Source organism: Streptomyces griseochromogenes (genome assembly GCF_001542625.1).
GTDB lineage: Bacteria > Actinomycetota > Actinomycetes > Streptomycetales > Streptomycetaceae > Streptomyces > Streptomyces griseochromogenes.
Genome location: NZ_CP016279.1, coordinates 4,440,498 through 4,454,204, shown reverse-complemented (window position 1 = coordinate 4,454,204; position 13,707 = coordinate 4,440,498). Strand labels below are relative to the sequence as shown.

The 13,707-nt window shown below is 69.0% G+C and carries 13 protein-coding genes; 7 read left to right on the top strand and 6 right to left on the bottom strand.

The window, feature by feature from the left end; translation table 11 throughout:
• Positions 1-35 precede the first annotated feature (35 nt).
• Positions 36-656 (bottom strand): helix-turn-helix domain-containing protein, encoded by a 621-nt coding sequence (locus AVL59_RS18920; RefSeq protein WP_067305791.1) that lies wholly within the window; start codon positions 654-656, stop codon positions 36-38.
• Positions 657-763: 107 nt separating this feature from the next.
• On the opposite strand from AVL59_RS18920, the gene AVL59_RS18915 reads away from it, so the two are divergent.
• The 3 genes from AVL59_RS18915 to AVL59_RS18905 all read left to right on the top strand — a co-directional run bounded on the left by AVL59_RS18915 (position 764) and on the right by AVL59_RS18905 (position 3,986).
• The gene (locus tag AVL59_RS18915) at positions 764-2,152 is read left to right on the top strand and encodes an MFS transporter (protein ID WP_237281548.1); all 1,389 of its coding nucleotides are present in this window, start codon (positions 764-766) and stop codon (positions 2,150-2,152) included.
• 750 nt (positions 2,153-2,902) lie between these two features.
• Positions 2,903-3,415 carry a hypothetical protein gene (locus AVL59_RS18910; protein ID WP_067305788.1) on the top strand — a complete coding sequence of 171 codons (513 nt, stop codon included), beginning with the start codon at positions 2,903-2,905 and terminating at the stop codon, positions 3,413-3,415.
• Between the two features lie 13 nt (positions 3,416-3,428).
• The gene (locus tag AVL59_RS18905; protein ID WP_067305785.1) at positions 3,429-3,986 is read left to right on the top strand and encodes a hypothetical protein; all 558 of its coding nucleotides are present in this window, start codon (positions 3,429-3,431) and stop codon (positions 3,984-3,986) included.
• A gap of 160 nt (positions 3,987-4,146) precedes the next feature.
• Here AVL59_RS18905 and AVL59_RS18900 read toward each other — a convergent pair whose 3' ends face one another.
• Complete coding sequence (locus AVL59_RS18900; RefSeq protein WP_067305783.1) at positions 4,147-5,106, bottom strand: NADP-dependent oxidoreductase; 960 nt, start codon at positions 5,104-5,106, stop codon at positions 4,147-4,149.
• A gap of 128 nt (positions 5,107-5,234) precedes the next feature.
• Between AVL59_RS18900 and AVL59_RS18895 the strand changes: the two genes are divergently transcribed.
• The gene (locus AVL59_RS18895) at positions 5,235-6,215 is read left to right on the top strand and encodes a GlxA family transcriptional regulator (RefSeq protein ID WP_067305780.1); all 981 of its coding nucleotides are present in this window, start codon (positions 5,235-5,237) and stop codon (positions 6,213-6,215) included.
• Positions 6,216-6,795: 580 nt separating this feature from the next.
• Here AVL59_RS18895 and AVL59_RS18890 read toward each other — a convergent pair.
• The 3 genes from AVL59_RS18890 to AVL59_RS18885 all read right to left on the bottom strand — a co-directional run bounded on the left by AVL59_RS18890 (position 6,796) and on the right by AVL59_RS18885 (position 8,933).
• Positions 6,796-7,452, bottom strand: a complete 657-nt coding sequence (locus tag AVL59_RS18890; RefSeq protein WP_067305777.1) for a hypothetical protein — start codon at positions 7,450-7,452, stop codon at positions 6,796-6,798.
• A 483-nt stretch (positions 7,453-7,935) separates the two neighbouring features.
• Positions 7,936-8,076 (bottom strand): hypothetical protein, encoded by a 141-nt coding sequence (locus AVL59_RS52215; protein ID WP_159399950.1) that lies wholly within the window; start codon positions 8,074-8,076, stop codon positions 7,936-7,938.
• A 158-nt stretch (positions 8,077-8,234) separates the two neighbouring features.
• Entirely contained in the window at positions 8,235-8,933 is a 699-nt protein-coding gene (locus AVL59_RS18885; protein ID WP_067305774.1) for a restriction endonuclease, read from the bottom strand.
• An 845-nt stretch (positions 8,934-9,778) separates the two neighbouring features.
• Here AVL59_RS18885 and AVL59_RS18875 point away from each other — a divergent pair.
• Together AVL59_RS18875 and AVL59_RS18870 are read left to right on the top strand one after the other, a co-directional pair.
• On the top strand, positions 9,779-10,657 hold the full coding sequence (locus AVL59_RS18875; RefSeq protein WP_067305769.1) for a GNAT family N-acetyltransferase: 879 nt from the start codon (positions 9,779-9,781) through the stop codon (positions 10,655-10,657).
• Between the two features lie 326 nt (positions 10,658-10,983).
• Positions 10,984-11,196: a hypothetical protein gene (locus AVL59_RS18870; protein ID WP_067305767.1), complete on the top strand. Its 213-nt coding sequence runs from the start codon at positions 10,984-10,986 to the stop codon at positions 11,194-11,196.
• 69 nt (positions 11,197-11,265) lie between these two features.
• On the opposite strand, the gene AVL59_RS18865 is transcribed toward AVL59_RS18870, so the two are convergent.
• Positions 11,266-12,228, bottom strand: a complete 963-nt coding sequence (locus tag AVL59_RS18865) for a TetR/AcrR family transcriptional regulator C-terminal domain-containing protein (protein WP_067305764.1) — start codon at positions 12,226-12,228, stop codon at positions 11,266-11,268.
• 178 nt (positions 12,229-12,406) lie between these two features.
• On the opposite strand from AVL59_RS18865, the gene AVL59_RS18860 reads away from it, so the two are divergent.
• A complete protein-coding gene (locus AVL59_RS18860) occupies positions 12,407-13,618 on the top strand; it encodes an FAD-dependent monooxygenase (RefSeq protein ID WP_067317462.1) in 1,212 nt (403 codons plus the stop codon).
• Positions 13,619-13,707: the final 89 nt, after the last annotated feature.

The window sequence follows — 13,707 nt, the reverse complement described above, 5'->3', positions numbered from 1 at the left end:
CAACTCTCAGCGCGTCTCCAAAGAGGAATCGCGGGTCAGGATGCGGCCGGCGGTAGCGGTGTGGTGGCCGCCGGTGTGGGATTGTTGGCCGACGGTTTTGTGCGTACGACGGCTTGGTCGCCTCGTGGTCCGAACAGATGCAGGATCTCCACCGCGCTCGTGTTCGCGGGACCGAACCAGTGCGGTTGTCTGGTGTCGAACTCGGCAGCTTCCCCGGGGCGGAGCGTGCATTCGTGCTCTCCGAGGATGAGCCGCAGTTCGCCGGCGAGGACGTAGAGCCATTCGTAGCCGTCGTGGGTTACCAGCTTCCGCTCGCGGGGAGCCAGTACGTGCTTGAACACCTGGACGCGGCCCGGGTACTGGGTCAGGGGGACGAGGATGCTGCCGTCTCCTTTGCGCAAGGGCCTCAAATGCACCCGGGGGTCACCGGTGGCCGGTGCGGCCACCAGGTCGTCGAGCGCGATGCGATGGGCCCGCGCGAGCGGGATGAGCAGGTCCAGGGTCGGGCGCCGGCTGCCCGACTCAAGACGGGACAGTGTGCTCACGGAGACCCCGGTCGTGGTTGCCAGCGCCTCCAGCGTGAGTCCCCGGTCCCGGCGCAACGCACGCAGCCTGGGCCCGATGCTGTCGAGGATCTGCTCCAGTTCTGCGTCCACGTGGCTCAGTGTGCCGTTCTTTGCGGTCCTCGCAAAAGTGCTGGTCGGTGCTTGCGGGCCTGACCGAGCCTTGCCGGGCAGGTACTCCCGGACGTGAGAGGCGACCCGTGACCGCGACAACGACTCATCCTGTTCTGCCCGCTCTGAGCGCGCGCAGGCGCTGGACGGTGCTGGCCGTCTGCTGCCTGAGCATGTTCCTGGTGGGCCTGGACACCACCATCGTCAATGTGGGCCTGCCCGCCATCGGACGCGGCATGGGCGTCGGGACGCGCAGTCTTGAGTGGACCGTTGACGCGTACACCATCGCTCTGGCCGGTCTGCTGATCTCCTCCGGCGCACTGGCGGACCGGTTCGGACGCCGACGGATCTTCCAGTCCGGGTTGGTCGTGTTCGGGGCGGCCTCGCTGCTCTGCGCGACCGCATCTTCGGTCGGCGCGCTCGTCGCAGCCCGTGCCGTTCAGGGCATCGGCGCCTCGATGCTCAGTCCGGTCGCTCTCGCCATCGTGGTGAACGCGATGCCCGACCCGAAAGAGCGGGCACAGGCGATCGGTGTCTGGGCGTCCGTCTTCGGGCTCAGCATGGCCGTCGGACCGGTGACCGGCGGCGCACTTCTCGCAGGGCTCGGCTGGCGGGCGCTGTTCTGGATCAACGCACCGGTCATCGTGGCCGCCCTGGTGCTCAGCGCCGTGTTCGTACCCGAATCCCGTGGGCCGCGGGCACGACGCCTCGACGTTCCGGGTCAGCTGCTGCTGACCGTGGTCATCGGAGTCTGGGTCGGTGCCCTCATCGAAGGGCCGCACATCGGCTGGACGTCCCCCGCGGCGCTGGCCGCCTACGGGGTGGCCGCCGCGGCGACAGCCGGATTCGTGTGGGTCGAGGCCCGTCGACACGAGCCGCTGATGGATCTTGGGCTTTTCCGCAGCCCCGCGTTCAGGAATGCGGTCCTGGGCGCCGTGGCGGTCTTCGTCGCCCTGAACGTGACGCTGCTGCTCAACACCCTCTATTTGCAGCACACCAGGGGATTCACGCCATTGGCCGCCGGAGTGGCGACCCTGCCCATGGCCGTCGGAGCAACCGTCTGCGCCCCCTGGTCCGGTCGTCTCGTCGGGCGCAGGGGACCCCGGCTGCCGCTGACCCTGGCCGGCGGCTTCACCATGGCAGGCGGGCTCTGCCTGGTCGGACTCGACGGTCACACGAACACGACCGTCCTCCTGCTCGCCTATCTGCTCGCAGGCATCGGGTTCGGTTTTGCCAACGCGCCGATCACCAACACCGCGGTCAGCGGGCTGCCTCCCGCCCGGGCCGGCGTGGCCGGAGCGATCACATCCACCGCACGACAGGTCGGCTCGGCGCTCGGCATCGCCCTCGCCGGCGGCCTGGTGGCGAACACCACTCCAGCCCAACTCGCACACGCATCCCGGCCGGGCTGGATCCTGGTTGTCGGCTGCGGACTGCTGCTGGGCTTCATGGCCCACACATCGAGATCGAAGAAGTGACGAGGCGCCGTCGGAACTCATGAGCTGCATGGCGCGGTTCGGCGATGACCCAGTACCGGCCCGAAGGCCCGTCGAGTTGCCCTTGCCATGCCTCCGCCGGATCTCCCAACCCCGCGATCAGCAGGACGTCGGGCCTTGGCCACGGCCCTCGGTCCAGATTGTGGTTCCGTTGACTTCGACGTACTCACCCATGGAATAGACCTTCCGCCCCATCGTCACCTCGGCTGGTCCGCGGTGGAATACCGCCACCGCGGCGCCGCATACGCTCCCGAACATCCTCGGCCCTCCGCTCCAACCCGATGGGCTTGCCTGACCGGCGCGGTACCAGGGAGTCGCTGCCGGCCATCGACGGTCGGAGTGGGATGGCGGCAGCGGCCACCGTCGGGGCTCCATCAGGCCATCGGATTCGTGCGGAGTGCCGCCGGCCGGCACGCCCGGGCCCCGGGCTGTGGGCGCGGCGTCGGCCGCAGGCGTATATGGTCCCGGTCTCCCGGTCCCCGAACAGCTTCGGCAGTGGCCTCGGGTCCCGGTGAGAGTCGCGGTGCCGGCGGATGTGGGCGCGCGCGGCTGGGCGGCAGGTGTGACAGCCCCGGCAGAACTCCATCCCCGCGCCGATCACTTGCGGGTCGTGCCGATTCAGTAGGAGGTCACCTCCACAAGGGGAGCACCAAGGGGTCGGCGAAAGCCGTTGTTCGCCGGAACCCCTCTACATACGTTCGGGTGTCACAACGCACCGACCGAGGGGAACCGATGACCGAGCCCAAGCGCAGCCGGACGTTCACACTGCATGTCGAATACAGCCTGTTCCTCGTTCACGACGAGGAAGACTACGACTCCCATCCGCCGGAGGGTATCGGGATGGCCTACCTCCCGGTGGCCCGCGGAGTGGTCTACGCCGCCTCCACCGTCCAGGAACACGAGACGAAGGCACAGGTGCACATGTGGGCGGGCGTCCCGCCGAAACGCGCCGAAGGCGAACTGCTGGGGCAGGTCACCCTGTTCTCCAAGTCCGGCCGCATCTCGGTGCACTCCATGATGGGAGGGCCTGAAGGGCAGTCGCTGGAACTGGAGGGGCCGGGGCTGTACGGGGTGCGCGTGTACCGCTTCGGGGGTGGCCCGGCCGCGCGGGACCGGCGGGATGAAGCGGTCAGACGGATCGGCGACGGCGAGGACATCGAGATGCCCACCGACCTGGAGTCGTACGTGATCGACATGTGGCGCCGGCCCACAGACACAAGCGCCGCCCGCCCTGCCAGGCAGTAACGACGACCATGACATGCTCGTGCGCATGATCGATGCTCCTGACCCCGACTGGTCCTTTGCAACCGCGCGAGAGCCGGCCAGATTCAGCGCGGGCGAGCGCAACGGGGTTGCCGACGTCAAGCACGCGATGGCGGCCAGCGGAACGCTGTGCGGGATTCCGGAAGACCATGTCACCCGCTACAGGCACCTGTTCGTCCCTCAGGGCCCTCGGGCATGCCCGGACTGCCGCCGGCAGGCTGACGCCGCTCCGACGCAGCCAAGTGCGCAGGAACGACTGCACCACCTGGTGCAGACCGCCGCCCCCGGAGATGTCCGCGACGACCTCATCGCCGGGCTTGCGCGGGGTGCTCGGGTGGCCTTGTGGCTCCACGGTCCAACCGCGACCCTGGCCCAACACTACGCGGGACTCGAGACCTTGACAGAGGGCGCAGAACCAGCGGCTGAGGCATTCGGCGCTGCCACGACAATCGGCCTGGCCCGCGTCGAACACAGCTGTTGGAGCTTCCTGGTCGTCCTGCCCGAGGACGGCGGCCGCCCGCTCGTCGCACGCGGCCCACGAAACCCTGGCTGACGACGTCCGGTTCAGCCAGGCGCTGTTCGTCGGGTTGCAGACGACTCGCCCGCCGCCGCACCGCGGTCTCACACATGCACGGGCACCGCCATGCCTCCTGCAACCTGGGCCGGTCAACCCCTCCTCGGCGGGATCTGTCCGAGGGAAGCTGCGAGGTGGGTCAGGGAGCGACGGTGAGGACGATCTTGCCGGTGGTGCGGCCGGTCTCACCCAGTGTGTGGGCCCGCGCCGCTTCTTCGAGGGGGAAGACCTGGTCGACGACAACACGCAGGCGTCCGTCCTCGACCAGGGAGGCGATCTCGCGCAACCCCGCGTGGTCGGGCTCGACAAGCATGAACACCGCACGCACTCCGGCCTCCTCGGCGGGGAAGGTGTCGTCCGGCGGCAGGATCGAGACCAGCGTGCCGCCCGGCCGCAGTGTTCGCAGGGACCGGGCCCAGTTGGGGCCGCCGAGGGGATCCAAGGCGACATCGACGTCGCGGAGGCTCTCGGCATAGTCCTGAGTGCGATAGTCGATCAGCTCGTCGGCGCCGAGCGAGCGCAGCAGTTCGTGCTTGGAGGCGGTGGCCGTGCCGATGACGTACGCGCCGCGGGCCTTGGCGATCTGCACGGCCAGATGACCGACTCCTCCGGCGGCCGCGTGGATCAGGACGTGCTGGCCGGGCCGGACGTTCGCGGTGTCTACCAGGGCCTGCCAGGCGGTCAGCGAGGCCAATGGCAGAGCGCCGGCCTGGATGTGGGTCAGGCCCTGGGGGCGCAGGGCGAAGTGTCGGGCCGGGGCGGCGACATACTCGGCATAGGCACCCGCCGGATGCGGGAAGCGCGGCATCCCGAACACCTCGTCGCCGGCCTGGAACAGTGTCACCCCGTCGCCGACCGCCTCGACCACCCCGGCGACGTCGAAGCCGAGCGTGAACGGCGGCGTGGCGCCGTTGGCGAACACCCCCCGCTCGCGGGTCTTCCAGTCAGCCGGGTTCACGCCCGCCGCGTGCACTCGGACCAGGATCTCGCCCCGGGCTGGGACCGGCCGTTGCGTATCGACGAGCTTGAGGACATCCGGTGCCCCGGCGATGTTCTGGGAGATGGCGCGCATTGTCTCGGGAGTAGTGGCCTGGCCCATATGACGTGCTCTTTTCAGCAGTGGATTTCTTGTGGCGTGTGCCGGTTTTCCTGGGCACGCCCTCAGACTCCCGCGGTGGACAGCCTCCCAGTAGTGGCCTGATGGTCGCGGAATGAAAGGATCAGGCCATGCACCACATCGGCGTTCTGGCCCTGGATGGCGTCGTCCCCTTCGAGCTCGGCATCCCCGCGCGGATCTTCGGCGCCGCCCGCGACGCCACGGGCAACCGGCTCTACTCCGTGACCACATGCAGCTTGGACGGCCGCCCCGTCCGAACCGAAGCCGACTACCAGCTCACCGTCTCCCACGACGCCTCTCTGCTGGCCACCGTCGATACCGTCGTCATCCCGCCCACTCACGCGCTGGGCCCCATCCGCGAGGAGGGCCGCCTGCCCGACACCCTGCGCAAGGCCCTGGCTGCCATCCGGCCCGGGACCCGGATCGTGGCGATCTGCACCGGCACGTACGTGCTGGCCGCCGCCGGACTCCTCGACGGCCGCCCCGCCACCACACACTGGCGCGAGGCCGACCGCCTGCAGCGCATGTTCACCTCCGCGCGCATCGACCCCGGCGTCCTCTTCATCGACGACGGCGAAATCCTCACCTCCGCCGGAGTAGCCGCCGGGATCGACCTGTGCCTGCACATCGTCCGCCGCGACCACGGCAGCGACATCGCCAATGAGGTCGCCCGCTCCTGCGTCGTACCGCCCTGGCGCGACGGCGGCCAGGCCCAGTACATCCGGCGCCCCGTCCCCGACCCCTCCGCCCCCGGCACCGCCCCCACACAGGGATGGGTCATGGAGCGCCTCGCTGAACCCATCACGCTGGCTGACATGGCCGCCCACGCCAACGTCAGTGTGCGTACCTTCACCCGCCGCTTTCGCGACGAGGTCGGCACCAGCCCCGGCCAGTGGCTCATCCGCCAGCGCGTCGACCTGGCCCGGCACCTGCTGGAGACCACTGATTGGCCCATCGACCTGATCGCCAACCGCGCAGGATTCGGCACCGGTGTCTCCCTGCGCCATCACCTTCATGCCGCCATCGGAGTCACACCGCACGCATACCGCCGCACCTTCCGCCCCACACTCGTCGGCGGTTCAGCGCAGTAGCGACGAGCAACTCGCCGTTCGGCCTGCCTGGGGCACGTTTCCGGCGTAGTCCAGTGGTGCCCTCCTATGAACCCCGTGGAGTGCATAGCAGGCCGCACGCGAGTGTGGCGGGAGAAGGCGACCGCTTGGGAACTGGTCCAGCTTGCCGCATCCGGTCGCGTCCTGGGTGGCGCGTGGCCATCAGGCTGTGCGGATGCCAGAACGAGTACGCGTGCGTGAGACCGACGACGACGCGGGCAAGCGGCTGCTGAGGATTGTCCGCCGGGGTACGGGGACGGTGGTGACCTGACGGCGTGCCCAGATGGCGCTGCTGTCCGCGCAGGGCATGGCCGTGCGGAAGACGCCGATGGAACCCGTTCCTTTGCGAGCGGTCCGGGGCGTGCTGCCGCGACCGTCTGACCAACGTTGCAGGTGGTTGCAGTCGCGCCCAAGTTCCCCAGAGCCGCCCCTGGTTGCGCACCACGTCGGTCAACGTGCCGTCGACATCTGACAGGACGTAGTTCGTGCAGCCGGGCCGCGCAGGTTCACAGGTCACTCATTGATCAGGCCAGGCGGTGATCAGGCAAAAGCGGCAGAGCTCTCAGGACCGGGGGGTGCCGTCCCAGCGCCATGTGGTCAGACGAGGACGTCCGGGCTGTTCGGCGCGTCCGGTGGCCCACAACAGGGTGAGCCAGGGGTCCGTGGATTCCGGTACGTCTGGGAACAGCCGGGCGAGCGCTCGGGCACACAGATCGGCGGGTGGGCTCCAGGCGAGCCCGAGCCCTTGGGCCAGGTCGTTCGTGTGCACCAGGGTCTCCACGACTCCCATGGCGGCGAAGCCCTCGGGATCGGAAATGCCGAAGACGTGGTGGGCGCGGGTCTGTGGGGGTGTCGTGCGCACCATGGCGACCAGCAGCGCACCGCTCGCCTCCAACACCTGCAAGAGGCCGACGTGCCCCGCTTTGCGGTCCGCGTGAATGGCGTTCGCCGGACCGCCTGGCCGTCGGCTCTCCCACACGAAGGGCACCTCGCCGTCCAAGGGCGGTTTCCTGAGGCCCAGTTGCGCGGCATACGCGAAGAGGTCATCGCTGAGATGCTCGACGGTCTCCCAGCAATCCCATTCCAGCGAACCCGCCTTACCGTCCCACGCGGCCGGGGGCGCCTCGCGAAGGGCCGTCACAGCGAGCTGAACGGCAAGGTCGAGGTCGTTCGCAGTGACAGGGGACGGGGAACGGCCGGATTCTGCTGATCGGGGCATGGCAGGACCGTACCTCGACCGGAAGGAGTCGCGCCCTCACTTTGTTGTGGGCCTCGCAGCCCGTTGAGGGTTTGCGACTGGAGGCATCGATGGAGGTATTCACCCAGCCCACCGATCCGCGTATGCACCACCGCGGCCTGTTGAACCTGCCTACTTTGCCGGCCTGCATGTTTCGTGACGGTCCGTCGGCTTGTTCGGCAGGTCGTTTCTGCTTGTCAGTGCGGTCGTCGCGGGCTGGCGGCCCGGCTGTCGCGCCGGGTTGACCCCGGGTTCCACGGCTCCGGGCTGAGTCCGGATCGTCGTCGCGGGTCAGCAGGTTGGTCGGGAAGTGGAGGTTCCGGCGCGAAGACGGCGCCTGGACCCGCTGTGGCGATCGTCGTCCTTCTCGACCGCCGGCGGTTGCCGCTCCGGTAGGAGTCGTAGACCGTGGCACGCAGCGCGTCGGCAACCGCTCTGCGTCGCTCCCCAAGACCTGACTACGCTCTACAGGCCGATGTTGGTGAGTGGGAAATTCCAGTCGTTTCTCTCCATGTCGTCACGACCGTCCTGGCCCGCGGCCGGAACCGCGAACAGCACCAGCCCAGAAACGACGACGGCCAAGACGGCGAGTACTCGACGCTTCACGATTCCTCCTGACAACGACGGCACTGACAACCCTGGACCGAGCAAGCAGCCCCACCCGTCCAGACACGCTGCTCGGCCTGGGGATTCAGTCGCTCGGTGGTGGGACTACGACGAGCGGCCGGACGCACGCGCTCATCGGCAGCAGCACGAGGTGGGGCTCAGGACAGCTGTGAGGGTCTGCGGGGCGGGGGAAGCGCGGGCAGCAGCTCCCACAGCGGCCGTGATCCCGCGGCCCATGAACCGAGCAGCTGGCGGTCGACGAGGTGCAGCCGCTGCTGCCGGGCAAAGACGCGGCCGGGCTGAGTGATCCTGCCGTTGGTGATCATCACCACGACATCCGCCTTGTGCACCGGGCGTCCCGTGCCGTTGAGGACCTGCAGTTCCGGCGTGCCCACGGCTGCACCCCGCTCACCGTGCCTGCGGTGCTTGCACTGGATCACCCAGCGCCGCCCCAACGGGTCGGTCGCCTTCACATCCGCTCCCAGATCGCCCCGCCCGCCGACCTGGACGGCATCAGCGCAGCCGTCCCGGTTCATCAGGTCACGGACCGCATATTCGAACTGCCGGTGGGACAGAGCGTCCAGCTGGGCCAGTCCGTAGCGCAAGGCGCGTGCCTGGGCTTCTTCCCACTGCGCGCGCCGTGTCCGCCGCTGCCACCACGCGATGCGTCCCAGGACGGCGAGCACGGCCATGATCAACAGCAGCCACCAGTGCACGATCAGCCAGTTGACCACCATCACCACTAGACCGACCGCCGCGATGGCGACCACGCCCCGGACGACGTGGGCATCCTGCTTGCCGCATCGGCGGCCAGGACGCCGGGTAGCGGCTCGCCTGGCGGGCGGGCGCCGGGTCATCGCCCACCTCCCATGGCGGAGAAACCGATCGGATACGACACGCTCGGTGTGGGCGCTGCCTTCCGCTGCATGGGGGTGCCGAACTTGACCGGGTACGACACCGTCGGGCGCGGCTCGGCACCTCTCGGAGCATGGGGCGTGATCTGGTCGAAACGGATGGGATACGAGACGGTCGGCCGGGGCTGTGGTCCGGCACCGTTCTCGTTCCGGCCGCCGGCATGGCCGAAGCCAAGAACGACCAAACCGAAGACGGCGAGGATCGTCATCTCCCGACGCGCGCCCGGCGCCCACCGGACATGCCCGCGTACTTGTGTTCCGTCCGCGCGCACGTACGGCCGGACAAAAGGCATTGAGCCCTCCCCCATCGATGGTCATGGTCCCCGAGTGACGTCCATGCTGATTGCGGCCACTGACAATCGATCGGTCCGGGCACCTCAACTGGGGTGAAACTTGGGCAGGTTCAAGACACCGGACGTTCAGGTTCCCGATCCATCAGCGTGACCGCCGCGTATCGAACAGCCGTGCACGGGAGACGGCGCATGCCGAGGGATCGGTCTTCTGACCAGCGGATTTCGGTCCTCACACCCCCTGGGCAGCGCCCTCGCCCCCCCCTGCACCGGGCGGGTGATCCGCACCAACGGCCGTTCCGGTCAAGCCATTTCTCTGAAGCCCGTCGTCCGAGCGACGAGGAATGCGAAGAAAGCGCCGCGCGTGTCACCGCAACCCCGCACGCCACGACGGGCGGCAGTCGCCTCATGTGGCCGGCAGACGTTGGACCAGGAGCGGCGACGGCTCGTCTCTGGGCAAATGCTCCCCCGAGCCGAGTGCATCGGGGACGATGAAGCATGCGCCCGGATGACTGGCACCTCACCGAAGACGTCGACGAGTTTCTCGCCCGGGCCGGGGACTTCCTGCGGTCGCGCCCGGCTCTGCACAACACGCCGCTGACGGTGATCGAGAAGATGCGAACACGTAAGGCGGACGCACACGACGCCGAAGCCACCGTGTTCGGCCGACTGGAGTCAGGGGGCATGGTCCGCGCCGTCTTCTACCGCCCTCCGTCCCGCCGCCTGACCCTCACCCCCCTCTCCACCGAGCAGGCCGACACCCTTGCCGCCCACCTGGCCGACCTCGGCCACTCCCCCTCCGGCGTCACCGCGGACCACGACACCGCCACGGTTTTCGCCGAGGCATGGCAGCGGTGCACGGGCGCAGCGCCAGTAGCCCACTGGTGGGGGCGGCTCTACCGTCTCGGCAACCTCACCGCGCCGGAGCCGCGTCCACCGGGTCAGGGCCGTGTCGTGGACGCGCAGGACCGTGAGCAACTCATCCGCTGGTGCAATGAGTTCTCGGCCGACGTCGGAGAGGCCCCCATCCTGGACGCCGGCTCCTGGGCCGGCTCGCGCTTCGCCGACAAACACTTCACGTTCTGGGAGACCCCGGACGGCACTCCCGTCTCCATGGCAGGCTCGACCTCGATGGTCGGAGGCATGATCCGGGTGGACCCCGTCTACACCCCGGCCCTCCTCCGGGGTCGCGGCTACGCGGGTGCCGTGACGGTCGAGGTGAGCAGAGCCGCGCTGACCGCAGGCGCGAAGGAGGTCGTACTGTTCACAAACCCTGCCAACCCCACCAGCAATGCCCTCTACCAGCGAATCGGGTACGTCCCGGTTTCCGACTTCACCGGATACAAGTTCTCCTACGGCGCACCGGAAGCCGGTTAGGGACGCGACCGACACAAGTCGCGGCCGCCGCCAGGAAGCTGATCCGCCGACAATGCGCTGCCGGCTCCAGCCGGTAAGAGGAAACACACCTCCTCTCAGCCGACGAGGAGGTCGACGCCCCTCTCGTTGCAGAGCTGCAGGACGATCACCAACTGGCGAGCGTCGTCGATGTGTCCTCGGAGAAGCGGGTCGGTGTGTCGTTCCGGGAGCGACGTCCACCGAAGCCGTGCATCTCGTCGAGCGCGAATCCCTCGGCCTGCGCGAGCCACCGCCGGAAGACTTGGAAGCCGGTGTAACTGGCTCTGACAAATCTTGTTGATCACGCGGTGCTTTTGAAGAAGCTGCGGGCGAAGAACAAGCTGGACTGGTCGCGGGCGGTGATCGACTCCTCCGGGCTCCACGGCTTCCGACGCCCGCGCATCCGCTGGGAACGGCGCGACGACATCCACGAGGCCTTCCTCGGCCTCGCCGTCCGCCTGATCACCCACCGCCACGTGAAACGCCTTTGTCAGGGCCTCTCACACCAGGACACATCCTGACTGCTGGTGTCGTCGCCTCCTGGGGACAGAGCGAGCCCCACGGCACCTCACCGCAGACATCGATTCCGTTCAACCGGCGGAGCTCTCGTTGACGAGTGGGGCGAGGCCGTCGAGGAGGCGTTGGAGGCCGAACTCGAAGACGGCGTCGAGGTCGAAGTCGTAACCGGTCGTGGCGAGGCGGGAGAGCGCGGGGAACCGGCCGGTGGCCAGAATCGCCAGGAGCGCGGGCTCCTGCGTGTCCATCCACTCCTCGCTGTCGAGACCGCTGTGCGCCTCGGCTTCCCGCTCTGCCTCCAGATTGACGGCGATTCCACGGGCGTAGTTGAGCAGCATGAGGTGCGCCGTGAAAGCGGAGTGCAGGTCGAGTCCGTGCGCGTGCAGGGTGCCGAGCATCCACTCGCTGTACGGCAGTGCCGAGGTGATCATCTGAGGGCGGGTCACCGACAGGGCCGGTGCGAGCCACGGGTGGCGGCGGAAGAGGTCCCAGAGCTGCCGGGCCGCCAGCTCGATCGCCTCCCGCCAGCCCGCCGGCGGGTCTGCGGGCAGCGGGTGCTCCGCGATGACCGTGTCCATCATCCGCATCAACAGGTCGTCCTTGTCGGCCACATGCCGGTACAGCGACATGGTTGCCACCCCTAGCTCGGCGGCCACCCGGCGCATCGAGACAGCGGCCAGACCTTCCGTGTCGGCGACCGTGACGGCGGCGACGACGATCCGTTCGAGCGTGAGCGCCGCCTGGCCCGATGACGCATCGGGCGGCCCCTCCGGGCGTGGGGCGGCCGTGGGGCGGGCGTTGCGTACCCGGCGGCTCGGGGCCTCCACGACCGTCCCGACACCGGGCATGGCGTGGACCATGCCCTCGCGGCGCAATTCGGTGAGCACCTTGGTCGCGGTCGCCATCGCGACGCCCCACTGCTTGGTGATCTCGCGGGTCGAGGGCACGCGATCGCCCGGCGCCAGTTCGCCCGTCTCGATCTGCCGCCGCAGCTCGTCGACGATCTGCCTGTAGCGAGGTACCGCCTGTCCGCTCACCGACACCCTCCGCACTAGTGCACCTGGACAGCTGACATCCTAGCCGCCGACGCCGGGCGATACCTGCACGCGAGCGCCTTCCGCCGGTCTCCGTACTAGTGCAGTACCTGCGAACACCGCGCAATGAAAGGCGGTTTCGCGGTTGCGCACTACCATGCGTACGGCGTACGTTCAGAGCATGCCGAACAACGAGATACTCATCTGCGGTGCCGGTATCGCAGGGCCCGCGCTGGCGTACTGGCTACGCAAGAGAGGCTTCACGGTCACGATCGTGGAACGTGCGCCGGCACCCCGGCCGGGCGGGCAGACCGTCGATCTGCGCGGGGCCGGCCGCACCGTGATCGAGCGCATGGGCCTGATGGACCGGGCCAGGGCGGAGAGCGTGGACCAACGCGGCCTCGCGCTCGTCGACGCCGCCGGCCGCACCACCGCGCGGGTGCCCGCCGAGAGCTTCGGCGGCGAGGGGATCGTCTCCGAGATCGAGATCCTCCGTGGCGATCTGGCCCGTCTGCTGTACGAGTCCACCCTGCCGGACACGGAGTACCTGTTCGACGACACCGTCACCGGGATCGCTCAGGACGCGGACGGGGTCACCGTCGCTTTCGAGAAGGCTGCCCCCCGCCGGTTCGGGCTGGTCGTCGGCGCGGACGGGCCGCACTCCGTGGTGCGTGCGCTGGCCTTCGGCCCGGAGCCCGAGTTCGTCCACCCGCTCGGCCTCTACACGGCCTGGTTCACCGCCACCGACGACTTGGATCTCGACGGCTGGTACCTGATGCACAACGCGCCCGGCGGTCTGGTCGCCTCCGCGCGCCCCGGCCGCGTCCCCGGCGAGATCAAGGCCGGCCTCAGCTTCCGATCGGCACCGATCGACTACGACCGCCGCGACATCGCCGCCCAGCAAGTCCTCGTGGCCGAGCGTTTCGCCGAGGTCGGCTGGGAGGCCCCGCGCCTGCTGCGGGCGATGCGTACCGCCCCGGACTTCTTCTTCGACTCCATGGGCCAGGTCCGCCTCGACCGCTGGTCGCGCGGCCGTGTGGCGCTGCTGGGCGACGCCGGTTACTGCGCGACCCCGCTGACCGGCCTGGGAACCAGCCTGGCCCTGGTCGGCGCCTACGTCCTGGCCGGCGAAATCGCCGCTGCCAAGGGCGACCACCGCATCGCCTTCCGCAAGTACGACGAGGTGATGCGCCCGTACGTGAGCCAGGCCCAGCAGCTCCCGCCCGGCGGTGCCTCGGGATTCGCGCCCTCGGGCAGGCTCGGCATCCGCCTGCGGGACCTCTCCATGCGGCAGATGACCCGCTGGCCGATGCGGAACCTGCTCGCCGCACAGTTCGCCAAGGCCGGGGACATCGCGCTGCCGAAGTACGGTTTCGCCGCGGCCATACGGTGAACGGGCTCAACCACGGGCAGTCGTTCCCGCTGGGTCAGCGGTGCGGCAGCCGATGAGAGCCCCGGCCACGGCGACGAAGGCAAGGAGGA